Source organism: Paenibacillus sp. GYB006, assembly GCF_036577645.1.
GTDB lineage: Bacteria > Bacillota > Bacilli > Paenibacillales > Paenibacillaceae > Paenibacillus.
In genome coordinates, this window is the sequence record NZ_JARBDA010000001.1 from 639,906 (window position 1) to 659,130 (window position 19,225).

At 41.6% G+C, this 19,225-nt stretch carries 16 protein-coding genes; all 16 read left to right on the forward strand.

Annotated features, from left to right (window positions below):
* The first annotated feature begins 54 nt into the window (after positions 1-54).
* The 16 genes from citZ to PV403_RS03215 all read left to right on the forward strand — a co-directional run bounded on the left by citZ (position 55) and on the right by PV403_RS03215 (position 19,221).
* Positions 55-1,167 (forward strand): citrate synthase, encoded by a 1,113-nt coding sequence (gene citZ / locus PV403_RS03140; protein WP_160032941.1) that lies wholly within the window; start codon positions 55-57, stop codon positions 1,165-1,167.
* Positions 1,168-1,293: 126 nt separating this feature from the next.
* Positions 1,294-2,589, forward strand: coding sequence for an NADP-dependent isocitrate dehydrogenase (gene icd, locus PV403_RS03145; protein WP_213532116.1), 1,296 nt, complete (start codon positions 1,294-1,296; stop codon positions 2,587-2,589).
* Between the two features lie 12 nt (positions 2,590-2,601).
* On the forward strand, positions 2,602-3,543 hold the full coding sequence (gene mdh, locus PV403_RS03150) for a malate dehydrogenase (RefSeq protein WP_213532117.1): 942 nt from the start codon (positions 2,602-2,604) through the stop codon (positions 3,541-3,543).
* Between the two features lie 210 nt (positions 3,544-3,753).
* The gene (locus tag PV403_RS03155) at positions 3,754-4,173 is read left to right on the forward strand and encodes a hypothetical protein (protein ID WP_213532118.1); all 420 of its coding nucleotides are present in this window, start codon (positions 3,754-3,756) and stop codon (positions 4,171-4,173) included.
* 326 nt (positions 4,174-4,499) lie between these two features.
* The gene (locus PV403_RS03160; protein ID WP_213532119.1) at positions 4,500-5,363 is read left to right on the forward strand and encodes an SDR family oxidoreductase; all 864 of its coding nucleotides are present in this window, start codon (positions 4,500-4,502) and stop codon (positions 5,361-5,363) included.
* 158 nt (positions 5,364-5,521) lie between these two features.
* Entirely contained in the window at positions 5,522-6,487 is a 966-nt protein-coding gene (locus PV403_RS03165) for a bile acid:sodium symporter family protein (protein WP_213532120.1), read from the forward strand.
* A gap of 47 nt (positions 6,488-6,534) precedes the next feature.
* Positions 6,535-8,352 (forward strand): two-component system histidine kinase PnpS, encoded by a 1,818-nt coding sequence (gene pnpS / locus PV403_RS03170; protein WP_213532121.1) that lies wholly within the window; start codon positions 6,535-6,537, stop codon positions 8,350-8,352.
* Between the two features lie 106 nt (positions 8,353-8,458).
* A complete protein-coding gene (locus PV403_RS03175; RefSeq protein WP_213532122.1) occupies positions 8,459-9,190 on the forward strand; it encodes a response regulator transcription factor in 732 nt (243 codons plus the stop codon).
* Between the two features lie 191 nt (positions 9,191-9,381).
* Positions 9,382-10,140 (forward strand): phosphate ABC transporter ATP-binding protein PstB, encoded by a 759-nt coding sequence (gene pstB, locus PV403_RS03180; RefSeq protein WP_285747605.1) that lies wholly within the window; start codon positions 9,382-9,384, stop codon positions 10,138-10,140.
* A gap of 55 nt (positions 10,141-10,195) precedes the next feature.
* Positions 10,196-10,855, forward strand: a complete 660-nt coding sequence (phoU, locus tag PV403_RS03185) for a phosphate signaling complex protein PhoU (protein ID WP_332083582.1) — start codon at positions 10,196-10,198, stop codon at positions 10,853-10,855.
* Positions 10,856-11,129: 274 nt separating this feature from the next.
* Positions 11,130-12,287, forward strand: a complete 1,158-nt coding sequence (locus PV403_RS03190; protein WP_213532125.1) for an ABC transporter ATP-binding protein — start codon at positions 11,130-11,132, stop codon at positions 12,285-12,287.
* Positions 12,274-12,942, forward strand: coding sequence for an ABC transporter permease (locus PV403_RS03195; RefSeq protein ID WP_225229008.1), 669 nt, complete (start codon positions 12,274-12,276; stop codon positions 12,940-12,942). The genes PV403_RS03190 and PV403_RS03195 overlap by 14 nt, the downstream gene beginning before the upstream one ends.
* Positions 12,943-13,025: 83 nt before the next feature.
* Entirely contained in the window at positions 13,026-14,624 is a 1,599-nt protein-coding gene (locus tag PV403_RS03200; protein WP_332083583.1) for a glycine betaine ABC transporter substrate-binding protein, read from the forward strand.
* A 148-nt stretch (positions 14,625-14,772) separates the two neighbouring features.
* Entirely contained in the window at positions 14,773-17,430 is a 2,658-nt protein-coding gene (gene polA / locus PV403_RS03205) for a DNA polymerase I (RefSeq protein ID WP_332083584.1), read from the forward strand.
* Positions 17,431-17,495: 65 nt separating this feature from the next.
* Entirely contained in the window at positions 17,496-18,326 is an 831-nt protein-coding gene (gene mutM / locus PV403_RS03210; protein ID WP_213532127.1) for a DNA-formamidopyrimidine glycosylase, read from the forward strand.
* Between the two features lie 157 nt (positions 18,327-18,483).
* The gene (locus PV403_RS03215) at positions 18,484-19,221 is read left to right on the forward strand and encodes a manganese efflux pump (RefSeq protein ID WP_249717036.1); all 738 of its coding nucleotides are present in this window, start codon (positions 18,484-18,486) and stop codon (positions 19,219-19,221) included.
* The last annotated feature ends 4 nt before the right edge of the window (positions 19,222-19,225 follow it).

Here is a 19,225-nt window from a genome sequence, read left to right on the forward strand (position 1 = left end):
TAACTGTTTTCATTTTGATTAAAACTCTATTTTGTACAAAAGGAGAGGTGTAAAATGACAGCTACCAAAGGACTTGAAGGCATTGTGGCGACAACTTCCTCAATCAGTTCTATTGTTGACGGCGTCCTCACTTATCGTGGGTATGATATTGATGATTTAGCATCCAATGCTTGCTTTGAAGAAGTTGCTTATCTGCTCTGGTTTGGCAAACTGCCGAACAGAATTGAACTTGATAACCTAAAACAGAAGCTAAGTGAATATGCACCTATTCCTGATGCACTTATTTCTCAAATTAAATTATATCCAAAAAAACTAAACACCATGGCGGCTCTTCGTTCTGCCATTTCAGCTTTGGCACTTTATGATGAGAATGCTGAAGATGATTCACAGGAAGCAAATGAGATTAAAGCAGTGAAATTGCAGGCTCAGCTTCCAACTATCGTTGCAGCGATTGCCCGAATTCGTGAAGGAAATGAACCCGTAGCGCCTAAACAGGGTGTATCCATCGCCGAGAATTTCCTGTATATGCTGACGGGTGAAGAACCGTCCGAAACATCTGTAAAAGCGCTTGATCAAGCACTCGTGCTTCACGCAGACCACGAACTTAATGCCTCAACATTTGCTGCCCGAGTGACGGTAGCTACGCTATCTGATATTTATTCAGGGGTGACTTCAGCTATCGGAGCGCTCAAAGGTCCTCTTCACGGTGGAGCCAATGAAGCGGTAATGAAGATGCTTAGTGAGATCGGTTCAGTAGAAAAACTCGAATCCTACATTCAAGACAAACTGGATAACCGCCAGAAGATTATGGGTTTTGGTCATCGGGTATATAAAAATGGCGACCCGCGTGCGAAACATCTGCAAAGAATGTCTCTTGAACTTGGAGAGCAAAAAGGAAATACCGATCTATATGAGATGTCAGTTCAGATTGAAGAGTTGATCACCTCTCAAAAAGGTCTGAAACCGAATGTAGATTTCTATTCAGCCTCTGTGTACACACAGCTTGGTATTGATAGAGAATTGTTCACACCGATTTTTGCGATTAGTCGTGTGTCTGGATGGACTGCTCATATCCTTGAACAACTTTCTGATAACCGGATTATTCGTCCTCGTGCAGAGTATACCGGTCCGACGAATCAGAAGTATATCCCGATTGAACGTCGCTAGTTACTAAGAAACATGTATAATAAAAGAAAGCGCCCTTGGCAATAGTTTCCGTGGAGGAAATTTGTTGCAGGGCTCTTCTATGCCCATGTGATGCTGTAGATTTACAAAACAAGGAGGAAATATATTATGCCAAACTTTGAAAAATTCGTACTCCCTACAGAAGGCGAGCAAATTACGATTGATAATGGACAGCTTCAAGTTCCTAATAACCCAATTATTCCTTTCATTGAAGGGGACGGAACAGGCCGCGATATTTGGAAAGCATCCAAACGCGTACTAGATGCGGCTGTTGAGAAAGCATATAACGGCGAAAAGAAAATTGCTTGGTATGAAGTTTTTGCTGGTGAAAAAGCATTTAATACATACGGTGAGTGGCTTCCTGCAGATACACTTGAAGCAATCCGTGAGTATATTGTAGCAATTAAAGGACCACTTACTACACCAATCGGTGGCGGAATCCGTTCACTGAACGTAGCACTTCGTCAAGAACTTGATCTGTATGTGTGCTTGCGTCCTGTACGTTATTTTGATGGTGTACCTTCTCCGGTAAAACGTCCTGAACTTGTTGATATGGTCATTTTCCGTGAAAATACAGAAGACATTTATGCAGGTATTGAATACCAAGAAGGTTCTGAAGAAGTGAAAAAAGTAATCCAGTTCTTGCAACAGGAAATGGGCGCTAACAAAATTCGCTTCCCTGAAACTTCTGGTATTGGCATCAAACCTGTTTCCTCCGAAGGATCCAAACGTCTTGTACGTGCTGCTGTTGAGTATGCGATTACTCATGGACGTAAGAGCGTTACACTTGTACACAAAGGTAATATCATGAAATTTACAGAGGGTGCTTTCAAAAATTGGGGTTATGAAGTGGCTGAAGCTGAATTCGGCGATAAAGTATTCACTTGGGCTCAGTATGATGAAATCAAAGAAAAAGAAGGTACGGATGCAGCGAATGCCGCTCAAAAAGCAGCAGAAGATGCAGGTAAAATCATTATTAAAGATGCGATTGCGGATATCGCTCTTCAACAAGTACTGACTCGTCCAGCTGAATTTGATGTGATTGCAACCCTCAACTTGAACGGTGACTACCTGTCTGATGCTCTTGCTGCACAAGTAGGCGGTATCGGTATTGCGCCTGGAGCGAACATCAACTATGTAACAGGACATGCTATTTTTGAAGCAACCCACGGTACTGCTCCTAAATATGCAGACAAAGACGTGGTTAATCCAGGTTCCGTAATTTTGTCCGGTGTAATGCTTCTTGAACACTTGGGATGGCAGGAAGCGGCTGACCTGATCTACAAAGGTATGGAAACTTCCATCAATAACAAAACCGTAACTTACGATTTTGCACGTTTGATGGACGGAGCAACAGAAGTAAAATGTTCCGAATTTGCTAATGAGATTATAAAAAACCTGTAAGGAGCGAATCTATTGACAATTCAGCGTAAAAAAATTACTGTCGTTGGAGCTGGGTTTACCGGAGCTACTACCGCACTTATGATAGCTCAAAAAGAACTTGGTGACGTTGTTCTTGTTGACATTCCTCAACTTGAGAACCCAACGAAGGGAAAAGCGCTTGATATGCTCGAAGCAAGCCCAATTCAAGGTTTTGATAGTAACATCGTTGGTACTTCAGACTACGAAGATGCAGCTGATTCGGATATTGTCATTATCACTGCTGGAATTGCTCGGAAACCAGGCATGAGTCGTGATGATCTGGTGAACACCAATGCAGGGATTGTCAAATCGGTTTGTGAAAATATTAAGAGATATTGTCCTGATTCCATCGTTATTATATTAAGTAATCCAGTGGATGCGATGACTTATGCTGCCTATCATGCACTTGGTTTTCCTAAGAACCGTGTTATTGGGCAATCTGGTGTACTGGATACGGCTCGGTATTGCACTTTTATCGCTCAAGAACTGAATGTTTCTGTCGAAGATGTTCGCGGCTTCGTACTTGGGGGTCATGGGGATGATATGGTTCCTCTCGTCCGTTACTCCAGCGTGGGCGGTATTCCTATCGACTCACTGATCTCAGAAGAGCGGATTGAATCCATCGTACAGCGAACTCGTGTTGGCGGTGGAGAAATCGTGAACTTGCTTGGTAACGGAAGTGCCTATTATGCGCCTGCTGCCTCCCTTGTACAGATGACGGAAGCTATTCTCAAGGATAAAAAACGGATTATTCCCGTCATTGCTTATCTGGAGGGAGAATATGGTTACCATGATTTATTTCTTGGTGTTCCTACGATCCTCGGTGGTAATGGTATCGAGAGAATATTTGAACTTGATCTTACAACAGAGGAAAAAGCAGCTCTTGATCAATCGGCTGAATCTGTGCGAAATGTCATGTCAGTCGTATCGGTATAGGACTTATTCTAATAAAAAAATGAATAAATAGTGAATGAATGATAAGGAAATCCTGTAGATGAGCAGGGTTTCCTTTTCTTTATGCTTCATAATCAGTATAATTTGATAGATAGGAATAAAGTCATTCATTAATTGTCCATGGATTGATTCCAGCTTTATTTCTACGGTTAAGATTATAATAGAATAGTAGGAAAGGAGTGAATGGAAAAGATGGGTTCAATTTTTTATTTTGTACACATACTCGGGGCGGTATCGGTAGGTTATTATCTATTACTTCCTTTCGTGGTTAGTGCGCTTATGAAACTAGCAGCACCAGCACAAGAGGGAAGTATCGCTGCTGTCAGAACATTTAATCGTATTGCTCAATACGGTTTGATCATTCAGCTGATTACAGGCGGATACATCATGAGCAAAGGTGATTATGCTGTTTCCTGGATGATCGTAGTTGTTGTGATCTTTCTCGCAATGCTCGCGATTGGTGGAATCATGGGTAAATCACTTCGTCTTGGGATTGCAGGTATTCAAGAAAAACGAGATATCAGTGCAGAGAAAAATAAACTGCGTATGTTCAGTATTATTTTAGCTGTATTGTTGCTCGTGATGCTTGGAATCATGGTCTACCCTTGGTAGAAACCAGGTAAGAATACATATCGATATAAAGTATTCATCAACCTATATATTTTTAAGTAAGGCAGAATTATTCGCAAGTATTTGCGAAATGTTCTGTCTTTTTTTTGCGTTTTTCCATAGTAAAAGGTTGAGTTTTCTTTTCATAGAATGGGGCAAGTAAGTTTCATTAAGCAGAGGACGGGTAAAATCATAACGAAGAGGATGGTTGATAGTCTACTGTTAGGTTTCAAAGATTGACGTATAAGGACAGCAAGATTAGCCATCCTATAACTTGATTATGAAAATACGTGATAGAACATTCTAGAAAAGGAAGGGAGAACGAGATCATGTCAGAGAATCAAAACAAAACGTTACCTCCACAACAACAAAGCAAACAGCCAGGGATTGAATCGGAAATGACCCCAAGACCGAAGTACAAGGGAGAATCCTACAAAGCTGCAGGGAAATTGAAAGGGAAATCTGCTCTAATTACGGGCGGTGACAGCGGAATCGGACGTGCTGTGGCCGTAGCCTACGCAAAAGAAGGTGCAAACGTATCGATCGTCTACTTAGATGAGCACAGCGATGCAGAGGAGACGAAGAAATGCGTAGAGCAAGAGGGTGTGAAGTGTGTTCTGATCCCAGGTGATATTCGGGATTCCGCATTCTGTAGCGAAGCGATCAAACAAACAGTAGATGAATTAGGCGGGCTGGACATTCTAGTGAACAACGCAGCTGAACAGCATCCACAGCAAAACTTTGAAGATATTACAGATGAACAGCTGGAAAAAACGTTCCGTACGAACATATTCAGTATGTTCTATATGACAAGAGCAGCAATGCCTCATTTAACAAGCGGTAGTGCTGTCATTAATACGACTTCCATCACCGCTTACCGAGGCAGTGAAAATTTAATTGATTACTCTGCTACGAAAGGAGCCATTACTGCTTTCACACGTTCCTTGTCCATGCATTTGGCCGATAAAGGAATCAGAGTAAACGCGGTAGCACCGGGTCCGATCTGGACTCCGCTCATTCCTTCTACTTTTGATGAAAAGAAAGTAAGTGAATTCGGAGCAACACAGCCGATGAAACGTCCAGGTGAACCGGAAGAACTCGCACCAGCTTACGTATATCTGGCATCTAGTGATTCTTCTTACGTGAGTGGACAAGTTATCCATGTAAATGGCGGAGAAGTAGTGAACGGTTAATATTAGCTATAACTTAACTAATTAGGTCTTGTGCGGTCTTACGTCCGTATGAGACCTTTTTACATTAACTTGATAAAATTTACATAACGATCGAAGTACACCGTTTAATGTGTGGTATGATCAATTTGATAGAATTATGGAAAGGAATCGGATAATATATGGGATCTTGGTCACTTCGATTTGCAGCCTGGTTTGAGAAGTATATGTTTGCTATTATTCCATTCACCCTCATTGTAGGGATTGTTTTTTCTGAACTCTTTTTACCATTTGTTTCTTGGGTTCCCTATCTATTTGGCTTTGTTACGTTTGTCATGGCTTTGGGATGTGGTCTTACTCATTTGAAGAATGTAGTGTACAAACCGATGCCTGTATTTATTACGCTGCTTCTAGCTCATGTACTGACACCACTTATTGCTTTTGCGCTTGGAGCAGCTCTGTTTGGTCCAGATTCTGACTATACGGTGGGATTGGTCTTATTCTCGATTATTCCTTTAGGTGTTTCTTCGGTATTATGGGTCGGCATGTCTTATGGAAGTGTACCCTTAATGCTTGCCATGGTAGTTGTAGATTCAGCACTTAGCCCGCTTATTGTACCAGGGCTCATTGAACTTTTTTTTGGAGCTGCTATCAAATTTGATACCGTTTCACTGATGAAGGATCTCTTGTTAATTATTGTAGTTCCTACTGTACTTGGCGTAACCATCTACGAAATTTCAAAAGGAAAATTCAAAGCGTGGTCTGCTCCCGTTACATTGCCTATTTCAAAAATATTCTTCGCTGCAGTCGTGCTTCTAAATGCGGCAGCCATCGCTCCTCATATGAGAACATTGGAAACAAGTGTTATTCTCGCATCTATTGCTGTCGTATTGTTAGTTGCGTTATGCTATTGTATTGGATTTGCAGGCTCTTATCTTATGAGAAATGTTTCCCGGGAAATAAGGGTGACGATGTCTTATGCAGCTGGAATGCGTAATATCTCACTCGGACTTGTTCTTGCGATGGGTTATTTTTCGCCGCAAGCAGCGATCCCTGTTGTTCTTGGAATTATGATTCAGCAGCCGCTTGCAACACTGCATCATGCGCTGCTGCAACGTTTTTTCCCCGTTCAAAAAGAAGAAATGTAAAATACAATGTTTAGAATAACTATATAAAGGATGAGTAAATAACGCATATGAAGACTTTTCGTTTTCGGCTTACCGCCATTATGATGACGCTGATCTTTATTTCTGTCTTAGCGGCAGGTGTGGCTCTGGGTCAAGTATTCAAAGAAGTACATATTAATGCCCTTGAAGAAAATATGGTGCGTGAGATTAAACTACTGCAAACCCATTTTCCTTTTATGAAGACGCAAGGGGATTCCGAAACGGTAACCAAATATTATACAGAAAAAGCCATAGAACTTGAGGAACTCACCGATTCTAGAACGACGTTCATTCTTAGAGATGGTACGGTTATTGGTGATTCGGAGCATAGCGCATCAAAAATGGATAACCATTTAAACCGTGAGGAAATTACATCCATTACCGAAGGGTCTACTTCATACGGACATTCGATTCGGACGAGCGAAACACTTGGCGATAAGATGTTATATATCGCGCTTCCTGTAACTTCATCAGATGGGAACTTTGATGGATATATCAGGCTTTCTATGAGTTTGAAAGCAGTAGACGAAGGACTAGGCCGAGGCTGGTTTCTTATGTTTATCACTCTTATTATTTTGTTTGTATTAGTGGCATTTGTCTGCTATCGGGTGGGGAAAAGTCTTACGAGTCCTATTGAACACATTACGAAGGTAGCGAATCAAATATCTAAACTGGATTATGATGCAAGAGTTAAATTTAATCGTGATGATGAGATCGGTCAACTGGGCAAAGCGATCAACGGTATGGCTGACAGCCTGCAGACTCAGCTGAAAATGATCCGTGATAGTGAGGATTTGGTTCAGAGTGTAATGAGTAATATGACAGGCGGTATTATTATGATTGATGCCACGCAAAATATTGCTGTGCTCAATAAAGAAAGTGAGCGTATGCTTGGTGTTGAACAGCATCGTGTGATGGGCAGACCCTATCATGAACTCAAAAAACGACATTATGAGTTAACGAAACTCATTGAATCTTCTATTGATCATAGAGATCGTATACATGAAGAGGTACGTTTATATACACCTGAAGAATTAATTGTTGGTTTAGACGGGGTTCCGATGTTCGAGAATGATGGAAGTTATCGAGGGATGCTATTTTTACTTCAAGATATCACAGCCATTCGGCGTCTAGAAAATATACGGAGTGAATTTGTAGCTAATGTATCCCATGAATTGAAGACACCTGTAGCAGCGGTGAAAGGTTTTGCAGAGACCCTTCTTAGCGGAGGAGTAAAGGACGAGGAGACCGTACGATCCTTTTTGCAAATTATATATGATGAAGGTGACCGATTGAACCGCTTGATTGGTGACATATTGGAATTATCGAAAATAGAATCTAAAAGATCTAACCTTGATTGCTCTCCGGTTCATCTTCATTCGTTCTTTGATATGGTGATCGGAACGTTAAGCAATGAAGCAGAGAAAAAACAGATCCGTCTTCTTGTAGACGTGCCTAATGAATTATTTATGGAAGCCGATGAGGATAAACTGAAACAGATCTTTTTGAATCTAATTAGTAATGGGATTAACTATACTCTTGAGGGTGGACAAGTGAAAATTCAGGCATCCATTGACAAAAATGATGGAGAAGAGAAAGTAGCTTTCCAAATCAGCGATACGGGAATCGGTATACCAAAAGCCGACTTGCCTAGAGTATTTGAGCGGTTTTATCGGGTAGATAAAGGAAGATCTCGTAATTCTGGCGGGACAGGTCTAGGATTATCCATTGTGAAACATTTGGTTGAACTGCATCATGGAACGTTAATGGTGGAGAGTGAGCTGGGTACGGGAACGACATTTACCGTTGTCTTACCGCTTCTTCAGGAACATGCGGATGAGGAATAGATTATCAAATGAATAGCAGATAATATAGACGGTCATATTTTACACCACGATAACAAAGTAATGATATTATGAACTGAATGAACATGAAAAGAAAGCAGGGGATACCATGGCACAGCGATTATTAGTTATTGAAGATGAGCCTACACTAGCAAGATTACTCTCCTATAACTTGACCCAAGAAGGTTATGATGTAACAGTAGAAGATCACGGTACATCCGGTTACGAACGAGCTTCTTCTCAGGAGTTTGATCTGATCCTGCTCGATATTATGCTCCCTGGAATGAATGGACTCGAGATTCTAAGTAAACTTAGAAGTACGGGGGTGAAAACCCCTATCATTATTCTCACTGCTAAAAATGGGGAAAATGAAGTCGTTCAAGGACTAAAACTGGGTGCAGATGATTATATAACAAAACCATTTGGGGTATCGGAACTGCTGGCCAGGGTGGATGCTGTACTGCGCAGGGTATCTGGAATTGAGGAACAGCCGATACCTGATGAAGAGGACGGATCAAGAATTGTGTTGGGAGAACTTGAGATTTATCCGAAGAAGTATGAAGTGACGCTGAGTGGACAACCTATACAGCTTCGTCCGAAAGAGTTTGAAGTGCTTTTGTATTTAGCTAAAAAGCCTGGTGTTGTGTTAACAAGGGATGATTTGATGAATGCGGTTTGGGGATTTGATTATATTGGAGGGCAGCGAACCGTAGATGTTCATGTAAGTTCTTTGCGGAAAAAGCTGGAGCTGGATCCCGAAACGGTTCATATCGACTCCATACGTGGGGTGGGATATAAGCTTGTAGCAGGGAAACGAAAGACGGTTTCACAGCTTCGATGAAAGTCTGCTTTTTGAAGCTGAAAAGAAGCGGATTAGCGGAATTTTCTGATTTACATTTTACATAGCGTTAACAATTGTTTATATAGCCTTTACAATGGGGCGTTACAATGATGTTAAGCTTTTATTTTGTGAGGTTTGTTATTTGCAGGACAAGATGATCCTCACTATGCAGTAAAGGAGATAAACCAGGGATGAACAGCACGATGATAAATATTAAAAACCTGAATCTATATTATGAATCTTTTCATGCGCTAAAAAATGTAAATCTTGAGATTCCTAAAAATACAGTAACTGCTTTTATCGGGCCTTCCGGCTGTGGTAAATCTACACTCCTTCGTACACTCAATCGTATGAATGACATGATTACGGGTACACGAATTGAAGGGAAAGTAGAGATCGATGGACAAGATATTTATGGTGAGAACCTGCCGATTGAAACCCTTCGTAAACGGGTAGGTATGGTGTTTCAACAACCCAATCCTTTTCCTAAGACGATCTATGATAACATCGCTTATGGTCCACGTCTTCACGGAACAACGGATAAAAAAGTTCTTGATGAAATTGTTGAACAAAGTTTGCGCCGTTCTGCACTGTGGGATGAAGTGAAAGATTACTTGAAACGCTCGGCAATGAGTCTGTCGGGAGGACAACAACAGCGTTTATGTATTGCCCGTGCTTTGGCAGTTCAACCTGAAGTGCTGCTTATGGATGAAGCAACATCAGCTCTCGATCCGATCTCTACCCTCAAAATTGAGGAACTTGTACAAGAGTTAAGAGATCACTACACGATTGTCATGGTTACACATAATATGCATCAAGCTGCTCGCGTATCTGGAAAAACGGTCTTCTTCCTGAATGGGGAAGTGATCGAAGCGGCAGAAACAAACGAAATTTTCTCCAATCCACAAGACCCTAGAACAGAAGACTATGTATCTGGACGTTTTGGTTAACGGATTGTACGAATAAAATAGCTACACTTCATTTACATGAGGAGGAACAGCAAGGATGATTCGTAGAAAAGGATTTGACCGGGAATTAAATCAGCTTCGAGATTTATTGCTTAAGATGGCGGAACACGTAAACACAGCATTAGTAGATGCCATTAGCAGCTTAAAGTCAGGTGATCTCAAACTTGCGCAGAAGGTAGTATCGGAAGATATCCGGCTGAATGCAATGGAAGAAGAGATTATGGAACTTGGAACGAAGCTAATTATCACACAACAGCCTGTCGCTAAAGATCTAAGAAGAATTATCGTAGCTTTCAAAATCTCAAGTGACCTAGAACGAATGGGTGATCTTGCACTGGATGTAGCCAAAGTGACACTGCGTATGGAGGGTCAGAAACTAATCAAGCCTCTTGTCGATATCCCGCGGATGGGGGAGATTGTAAAGCTTATGATTGATGATTCCATTACCTCTTATCTTGATGAAAATGCAGATTTGGCTTACAAAATGGCAAAAACGGATGATGAAGTGGATGAACTGTACAGCCATATGATAACAGACTTATATGCGCTCATGGTGGATCATCCGCAAGATGCTTCCCAGGCTATGCTTCTTATGCTGGTGGGTCGCTATATCGAGCGAATTGGTGACCATGCAACCAACATTGGTGAGAGTGCTGTATATTTAGTTACAGGTAAACGTCCTGACCTGAATCAATAAAGAGGACGAAAAGCATAGGAATGCGTAGTAAAATATGGGTTTTTAGACCCCTCAAAATGGCAGAATTATCTTTAAATTTCTATTTTTTTAGGAATTTTCGGGTAATTCTGTTTCTTTTTGTTCAGTAGTGGGTAATTATACTCTGTCAGTTAAGCAACTCACCTAGCAAATTTCGTAAAGATAGTGAAATGAGCCGCTGTTGACATCGGCTCTTTTTCTATATGCTGGGAGTTTTTTAGGCGTAGGGACGAAATATGACAGGGGGAAACGATTCATGATTGAATTTAAAGGTGTTAAGAAAGTGTATGATGATGGATTTGAAGCGTTAAAAGGCATTGATCTTACGATTAAAAAAGGTGAAATTACCGTGTTTATTGGTCCTTCTGGTTGTGGTAAAACAACAACAATGCGAATGATCAACCGTTTGAATGTTCCATCCCATGGACAAATTTTGATTAACGGGAAAGATATATCGAAAACAGATGCAGTAGATCTCAGAAGAAGCATAGGTTATGTCATTCAAAGTGTGGGTTTGTTCCCCAATATGACAATCGCTAAGAACGTAGGTGTCGTACCGCGTCTGCTGAAATGGGATAAAGCAAAAATCGATGCACGTGTAGATGAACTCCTTAATCAAGTCAGACTTGCACCCGAGACATTTGGGAATCGTTATCCTTCCGAACTAAGTGGTGGGCAACAACAGCGGATCGGTGTCATTCGAGCACTAGCAGCAGACCCTGATATTATTTTGCTGGATGAACCTTTTAGTGCACTTGACCCGATTAGCAGAGAAGAACTGCAAGATGAGTTAATTCGACTTCAAACAGAAGTGAAAAAAACCATCGTTTTTGTTACGCATGATATGGATGAGGCGATCAAACTCGCCGATACCATTGTACTTATGAAAGGTGGACAAATAGAACAAGTAGGAACGCCGGATCAGATTTTACGTCACCCGGCAAGTGAATTCGTAGAAAGCTTTATTGGTAAAGATCGCTTGCTGTCAGAAGACATCACCGAATTCCCGAATGTCGAAGAAGTCATGATTAACAATCCTGCTACTGCGTTCCCATCTAGAGGGATTGCAGAAGCAATTACCATTTTACAAAGACGTAAAGTAGACTCATTGCTGGTTGTGGATAAAAATAAACGTTTGCTTGGTAATGTGACGATCTATCAGTTAATCAAACATTATCGTGAAGAAGATAAGAAAATAGTCGATGTTATGAACCCTGTAGAGCACGTACTTTATAGAGGAGATTCGGTTACCACTGCGCTTACTATACTGAATGAGAACCAGCTTTCTAATTTGCCTGTAGTTGATGAAGATGGACTTTTCCTTGGTCTCATCACGAGAGGTAGTGTGGTAAGACTGCTTGCAGACGTCTATACTCCAGAACCAGAGGAGGCAGAAGTGAATGCAGGTATTTGAATCGATAAAAAGTTTCTTTGTTTTCATAGGTGAACGTTACCCAGATATTCTTAGTGCCGCAGGTCAGCATGCTTTAATCGCAGCGATTGCTACCATTCTAGGTATCGTTGTTGCTATACCCGTAGCGATCATGATCTCAAGTTCAGAGATTAAATGGGTGAATTCCCTGGTATTCAGTGTGGCGAATCTATTTCAAACCATCCCAAGTTTAGCTCTTCTTGCTCTGATGATTCCTTTATTTGGTATTGGAATGACACCAGCAATCGTTGCATTATTTCTATACTCTTTGTTGCCGCTTTTGCGAAATACATATGCTGGATTACAGGCAGTTGACCCTGCACTGAGAGATGCATCGAAGGGAATGGGCTATAGCAGACTTCAAAGTTTATTTCAGATCGAGCTGCCTTTGGCGGTTCCGTACATTATGTCAGGTATTAGAATAACGACAGTCTATATCATTAGTTGGACTACTCTCGCTGGACTTATTGGAGCTGGTGGACTCGGACAGTTAATTATGTCGGGACTTGGGGTAAACAAGACCGAACTTATTGTAGCAGGCGCACTTTCAGCTATTCTTTTTGCACTGCTTGCTGACTTGTTACTTGGAGCACTTGAGAAAGCAATTAGACCGAACCAAAATAGTGCAAAGGCGTAGGTTTCCTAATTGTCTGAAGAAATCATATGAGATATAAAAGATCAAGTCTCATAAGCTACTAAGGAAAGAGGGAGATCGTACAAATGAGAGTTACTAAACAAAAATCGTTGAAAGTCACGCGCACACTGGTTCTATTTATGCTCATTCTGTCCATTTTTTCAGTAAGCTTGCCTGGTAAGGCAGAAGCTGCTGACCGGGTGAGAATAGGTACACAAACCTTTACAGAAACCAAAGTGCTTGCTGAGATATATAAGGCATTAATTGAAGATCGTACGGATTTAAGTGTTGATGTAACGACAGATCTAGCTTCTTCCAGTCTGCTGCTAAGGTCACTTAGCAAAGGCGAAATGGATATGGGAAGTTTATATTCAGGAGAAATTTTTAACGGTTATTTTGAAGTTGAGGATACAAGGGATCGAGATGAAGTACTCCGTCAGGCTCAGGAAGGTTTTGATAAGCTATGGGATCTGAAATGGTATGATTCGCTTGGCTTCGAGAATACGTATACATTGGCGGTAAAACAAGAAGTTGCAGATAAGTACGGTCTTAGCAAGATGTCTGATTTAAAAGAACATGCAGGAGATATGAGAATTGGAGTGGATACGACTTGGCTTGAACGTCCGACGGATGGATATCCGGCATTCACAAAAGAGTACGGTTTTACTTTTGCTCAGACTTCTCCTATGGAAATCTCACTCGTATATTCAGCAGTTGCTGACAACATTGTAGATGTTGTTCTAGCGTATACTACAGATCCAGGACTTAAAGAATTTAACCTTGTGACCCTTGAGGATGATAAACAATTCTTCCCTCCATTTGATGCTTCAACGGTGGTTCGTAAAGAGCTGATTGAAGAGCATCCTGAACTGGATGAAGTGCTTTCTTCTCTTGTGGGAACGATTGATGCAGATACGATGACAGAGCTAAGTTATCAAGTCGATGTAGAAAAAATGGAACCGCGGACCGTCGCGATGAAGTATTTGGTCGAGCTTGGATTACTTGATGAATCAAAACTTCCTGCATCAGCGATGCATCCAGATGCGAATTCATTCATGAAATTTTATTATTACGTTACTGAAAATGCATCTTACTTATTACATTTAACATGGGTACATATTTTAATGGTGCTTTGCGGGTTGGGACTTGCTTTAGTTATTGGGATTCCGCTTGGTATTCTTAGTGCTCGTTATGAAAAAACAGGCAGAGTCATCATGTTCTTTACAAACATTATTCAAGTACTTCCAAGTATGGCTCTGCTCGTTCTACTCATGGTTATGTTCGGTCTCGGATTCAAAAGTGTCGTTATTGGCTTATTCCTTTACTCTTTAAATCCTGTCGTGCGTAATACTTATGTTGGCTTGAAGGAAGTAAGTCCTGGACTTCAGGATGCAGGAAAAGGGATGGGAATGAGCAGGTTCCAACTGCTGTGGAAAGTGGAAATGCCGTTATCCATTCCCTTCCTCATGGCAGGTTTACGTGTTGCTGCGGTCATTGCAATTGGTGTGGCTGCACTCGCACCGATTATCGGGGGCGATGGACTTGGCCGTGAAATCTATGCGGGTCTGAATCAGCGGCATAATATTAAAATATTAGCCGGGGCCATCCCTGCTGCTTTACTTGCCATTCTGGCTGATATCTTCCTTGGAAGACTGGCAGAACGATTTAAAATAGCAAAACGGTAAAAGGAAACAGTCTGAACTTCGGTTCGGACTGTTTTTCTTCCATTTGGCCGATAATGCAGGAGAGTGACTAGTTATTTTGTTTTGTTTTTTGAAGCAGAGTTCCCATGTGTTATCATATAGGAAGAAGTGAAACAAGAGAGGTGTATCTATGGAAAAGTTTATTTTGATTGATGGAAATAGTATTATTTATCGAGCCTTTTTTGCCATGCCCCCGCTGACGAATTCGAGCGGATTACATACAAACGCGGTGTACGGATTTACGACCATGCTTCTTCGGTTGCTGGAAGAACATAAGCCGACACATATGATGGTGGCTTTTGATGCAGGGAAAGTAACGTTCCGCCATGAAGGTTATGAAGAATATAAGGGCGGACGCCAAAAAACACCGCCTGAATTATCGGAACAATTCCCTGTACTGAAAGAATTGCTTACCGCATTCGGTATTGCTCAGTTTGAACTATCTGGATATGAAGCCGACGATATCATTGGAACACTCACAAAACGTGCCGATGAAGCGGGCCGCGAAATCCTTGTGGTTACGGGTGACAAGGATATGTTACAGCTGGCATCTGAGAACGTAAATATTGCATTGACTCGTAAAGGCGTATCTGAAATTGAAAATTACGGTCCAAAAGAAATTGAAGAACGTTACGGTCTTTCTCCGCTGCAAATTATTGATCTTAAAGGACTGATGGGCGATCCTTCTGATAATATCCCTGGTGTTCCTGGAGTGGGAGAAAAAACAGCACTGAAGTTGCTTCATCAGTTTGGATCAGTTGAAGAGGTATTAAGCAATACCTCGGAACTAAAAGGGAAGATGAAAGAGAAAATAGAGACTCATGCAGAAGATGCACGGCTCAGTAAGCGGCTGGCTACTATTTACCGAGAAGTACCGCTTGAGAAAACTTGGGATGACATGGTATTCGGCGGTATTCAGGAAGAGTCTGCTGCTCCCGCACTCGCGAAGCTGGAATTTAAATCATTGTTAGAGCGACTTGCCTTTACTGTTAAACAGGCAGATGCGGATGAGAATACACCGGAAGAAGAAGAGATTGAGACCGTTATTGTAACGGAAGAGAACATAACAGACTTGCTGCCGTTACTTCCTTGTATCAAGATCGTTCATGTTGAATCACGAGGGGATAACCCTCATCATGCTGTTTTGATTGGGATTGTACTGACGGATCGCGAAAAATATTATTTTATTTCTCCAGAGATGCTCTCTACGGAAGCATGCGCAGGGGTAAGAGAGTGGTTAAGCAATCCAGATTATCCGAAACAGGGGTATGATTTGCACAGGGTAGACCTTGTACTGCATGCGAACGGGTTGCCATTTGCGGGTGCTGATTTTGATGTGCATCTTGCAGGTTATCTGCTTGATCCAACAGATTCAAACCAGACGTTATGGGGAGTTGCATCGAAGTATGGTCTGGCTCGTCTACAGTCAGATGATGAAGTGTTCGGTAAAGGGGCTAAATATAAACTTCCAGAAGAGAAGATTGTTTGTGAATATTTATGCCGCAAAGCAGAAACGATCTCCCGTCTGATTTCTTTACAGCAGAAGGATTTAGAAGAGACAGGAATGCATGAACTTTTCTATGATCTTGAAATGCCTTTGTCACGCATACTTGCTGACATGGAGAAGCAAGGAATCAAAGCGAATGTAGACGAACTTAAAGCGCTTGGATCTGAATTTGAACAGACGATATCTTCGTTAGTTGCGAAAATTTATGAGATTGCCGGAACTGAATTTAATCTGAACTCTCCAAAACAACTAGGCGAAATTCTTTTTGATAGATTGGGATTGCCAGTTATTAAGAAAACAAAGACAGGTTATTCAACAGATGCAGAAGTACTGGAGAAGCTCGCTCCGTATCATGAAATTGTTCAGCACATCTTAGAGTACCGCTCGATTGCGAAGCTGCAATCGACGTATGTAGAAGGATTACTGAAAGAAATTTCGGATAAAACAGGAAAAGTGCATACGTACTATCGTCAAACGATAGCTGCGACTGGCAGACTCAGCAGTCAGTTTCCGAACCTGCAGAACATTCCGATTCGTCTCGAAGAAGGACGTAAGATCCGTAAAGTGTTTGTTCCTTCCGAAGAGAATTGGTACATTCTCGCTGCCGATTATTCACAGATCGAACTTCGTGTGCTTGCTCACATCTCGGATGACGATAATCTAAAAGAAGCTTTTGTACATGATATGGATATTCATACAAAAACGGCAATGGATGTATTTGGAGTGGAGGAATCAGCGGTAGACAGCAATATGCGGAGATCAGCAAAAGCTGTTAACTTCGGAATCGTCTATGGAATTAGCGATTACGGTCTGTCTCAGAACTTGAACATTACAAGAAAAGAAGCATCACAGTTTATTGAGCAGTATTTTGAAGTGTTCAAAGGTGTTCGTAAATTCATGGACGATATCGTGAAACAGGCCAAACAAGATGGGTATGTAACTACACTTCTTGGACGCCGCCGTTATTTACCAGAAATTAATGCAAGCAACTTTAATCTTCGTTCTTTTGCAGAACGTACAGCGATGAATACACCGATTCAAGGAACCGCTGCTGACATTATCAAGCTGGCTATGGTGCACATGGATGCAGCACTTACGGAGAAAAAACTGAAAAGCCGTATGCTGTTGCAGGTACACGATGAATTGGTATTTGAAGTACCGGAAGAGGAATTAGAAACAATGAAGGAATTAGTACCTGAAGTGATGGGGAAAGCTTTGGAATTAGCCGTTCCGCTGAAAGCAGAAGTCAGCTTCGGCAGAAACTGGTATGAGGCCAAGTAAATCCGAGTCAAAGGGTATAAGATTGCCTCAAAATCCGCTATAATGGAGGATGAGGTGAAGACATCATGCCGGAACTTCCGGAAGTAGAAACAGTCAAAAGAACATTAAATTCATTAATCGTAGGAAAATATATAGATCGTGTTACCGTTCATTTACCGCGAATCATTCAGCGGCCAGATGATATTGATGCATTTGCTATGGAGCTTGTCGGACACACCATTCAAGGTGTAGAGCGAAGAGGTAAATTTTTGAGAATTATACTGGATGGACTTGTACTTGTCTCCCATCTCCGGATGGAAGGACGTTATGGTTTATATCCTGAAGATGAGCCTTTGGAGAAACACACTCATGTTGTATTTCATTTCTCTGATGGAACAGAGCTTCGTTACAAGGACGTAAGACAGTTTGGAACCATGCATCTGTTCCGCACGGGGGAAGACCTTACGAACAAACCGCTGATGAAGCTTGGGCTTGAGCCGCTAGACGAATCTTTTACACTGGAAGCTTTTCGTAAAGCAATTGGGAAACGATCAACCAAAATCAAGGTTGCGCTTCTTAATCAGGAATATGTCGTAGGGATTGGGAATATTTATGTTGATGAGTCGCTTTTTAAGGCAGGGATTCATCCAGAACAACCCGCGAATACGCTCACTGACGAGCAGTTTGAACTGCTTCATCAGTCTATCATTGATACACTCCTTGAAGCGGTACAAGCCGGCGGATCTACCATTAAATCTTATGTCAATGGCCAAGGTGAAGTGGGCATGTTTCAGCATCAGTTCAAAATATATGGCCGTCAAAATCAGCCTTGTGAACATTGTGGAACAATGATTGTCAAGACCGTGGTAGGTGGACGCGGTACCCATACCTGCCCAAGATGTCAGGTGTTGGTGTAACGAATTTAAATAAACAACCTTTAGGTAAGCGAGCCTTTATGAATAGGCACCCTTTTAACCCGGTTCCCATATACTGCTAGGGCAACGCAGTCTTAGGCATTAGCCTGCTTTCTGCTAATGAAGCAGCTTTGTGGCCTAGTTTTGGGAGGAATGAAGGGTGCCTCATTCATTGACGTTATTTTTGCTTGCTTTTGCGCTTAGTCTGGATGGCTTTGGTATAGGCATTACATACGGCCTTCGCAAAATGAAAATTCCTTGGCTGTCGATCGTAATTATCTCTATCTGCTCTGGTCTTGTGATTGGAGTTTCGATGCAGCTTGGAGTTTTATTATCTGCTTTCGTATCTCCCGATGTAGCATCGTGGATCGGAGCAGGGATTCTCATTGCTATGGGAACCTGGTCACTCATTCAGTCATTCAGGTCTAAATCTGCGGATTCAGAGACGGATCCTTGGAAGGAAAAAGCGAACTTATCTTCAGATACTACGCTTTTATCTCGGGAAACGGGAAAGCATAGTACTGCTGAGGGAGAATCGTCCGAATCGGAATCAAAAACAACCGTTTTTTTATTGGAGATTCAAAAGTTTGGTCTTGTGATCCAAATATTAAAGAAACCGTCTGCTGCAGATATGGACGATTCAGGAAGTATTTCGGGATATGAAGCGATGTGGCTTGGGATTGCATTATCTTTAGATGCCTTTGGCGCTGGGCTGGGTGCTGCACTGCTTGGTTTACCACCTTTATTAACCTCAGTAATGATCGCTTTTTTCAGCGGTATGTTTCTCGTCTTTGGTTTAAAGGCAGGTTTTCGTTTTGCAAACTCAAGTTTTGTACAGTCTCTGACAGCCCTACCTGCCATTATGTTAATTATTATGGGAATATTGAAGCTGATTTAATTTG

What these genes read in the sequence shown, in the direction of transcription:
- PV403_RS03165 (WP_213532120.1), top strand. Translation starts at nt 5,522, where the DNA reads ATGGGATCTTGGTCACTTCGATTTGCAGCCTGGTTTGAGAAGTATATG.
- PV403_RS03190 (WP_213532125.1), top strand. Translation starts at nt 11,130, where the DNA reads ATGATTGAATTTAAAGGTGTTAAGAAAGTGTATGATGATGGATTTGAA.
- PV403_RS03195 (WP_225229008.1), top strand. Translation starts at nt 12,274, where the DNA reads ATGCAGGTATTTGAATCGATAAAAAGTTTCTTTGTTTTCATAGGTGAA.
- PV403_RS03160 (WP_213532119.1), top strand. Translation starts at nt 4,500, where the DNA reads ATGTCAGAGAATCAAAACAAAACGTTACCTCCACAACAACAAAGCAAA.
- PV403_RS03175 (WP_213532122.1), top strand. Translation starts at nt 8,459, where the DNA reads ATGGCACAGCGATTATTAGTTATTGAAGATGAGCCTACACTAGCAAGA.
- pnpS (WP_213532121.1), top strand. Translation starts at nt 6,535, where the DNA reads ATGAAGACTTTTCGTTTTCGGCTTACCGCCATTATGATGACGCTGATC.
- icd (WP_213532116.1), top strand. Translation starts at nt 1,294, where the DNA reads ATGCCAAACTTTGAAAAATTCGTACTCCCTACAGAAGGCGAGCAAATT.
- mutM (WP_213532127.1), top strand. Translation starts at nt 17,496, where the DNA reads ATGCCGGAACTTCCGGAAGTAGAAACAGTCAAAAGAACATTAAATTCA.
- polA (WP_332083584.1), top strand. Translation starts at nt 14,773, where the DNA reads ATGGAAAAGTTTATTTTGATTGATGGAAATAGTATTATTTATCGAGCC.
- PV403_RS03155 (WP_213532118.1), top strand. Translation starts at nt 3,754, where the DNA reads ATGGGTTCAATTTTTTATTTTGTACACATACTCGGGGCGGTATCGGTA.
- phoU (WP_332083582.1), top strand. Translation starts at nt 10,196, where the DNA reads ATGATTCGTAGAAAAGGATTTGACCGGGAATTAAATCAGCTTCGAGAT.
- pstB (WP_285747605.1), top strand. Translation starts at nt 9,382, where the DNA reads ATGAACAGCACGATGATAAATATTAAAAACCTGAATCTATATTATGAA.
- citZ (WP_160032941.1), top strand. Translation starts at nt 55, where the DNA reads ATGACAGCTACCAAAGGACTTGAAGGCATTGTGGCGACAACTTCCTCA.
- PV403_RS03200 (WP_332083583.1), top strand. Translation starts at nt 13,026, where the DNA reads ATGAGAGTTACTAAACAAAAATCGTTGAAAGTCACGCGCACACTGGTT.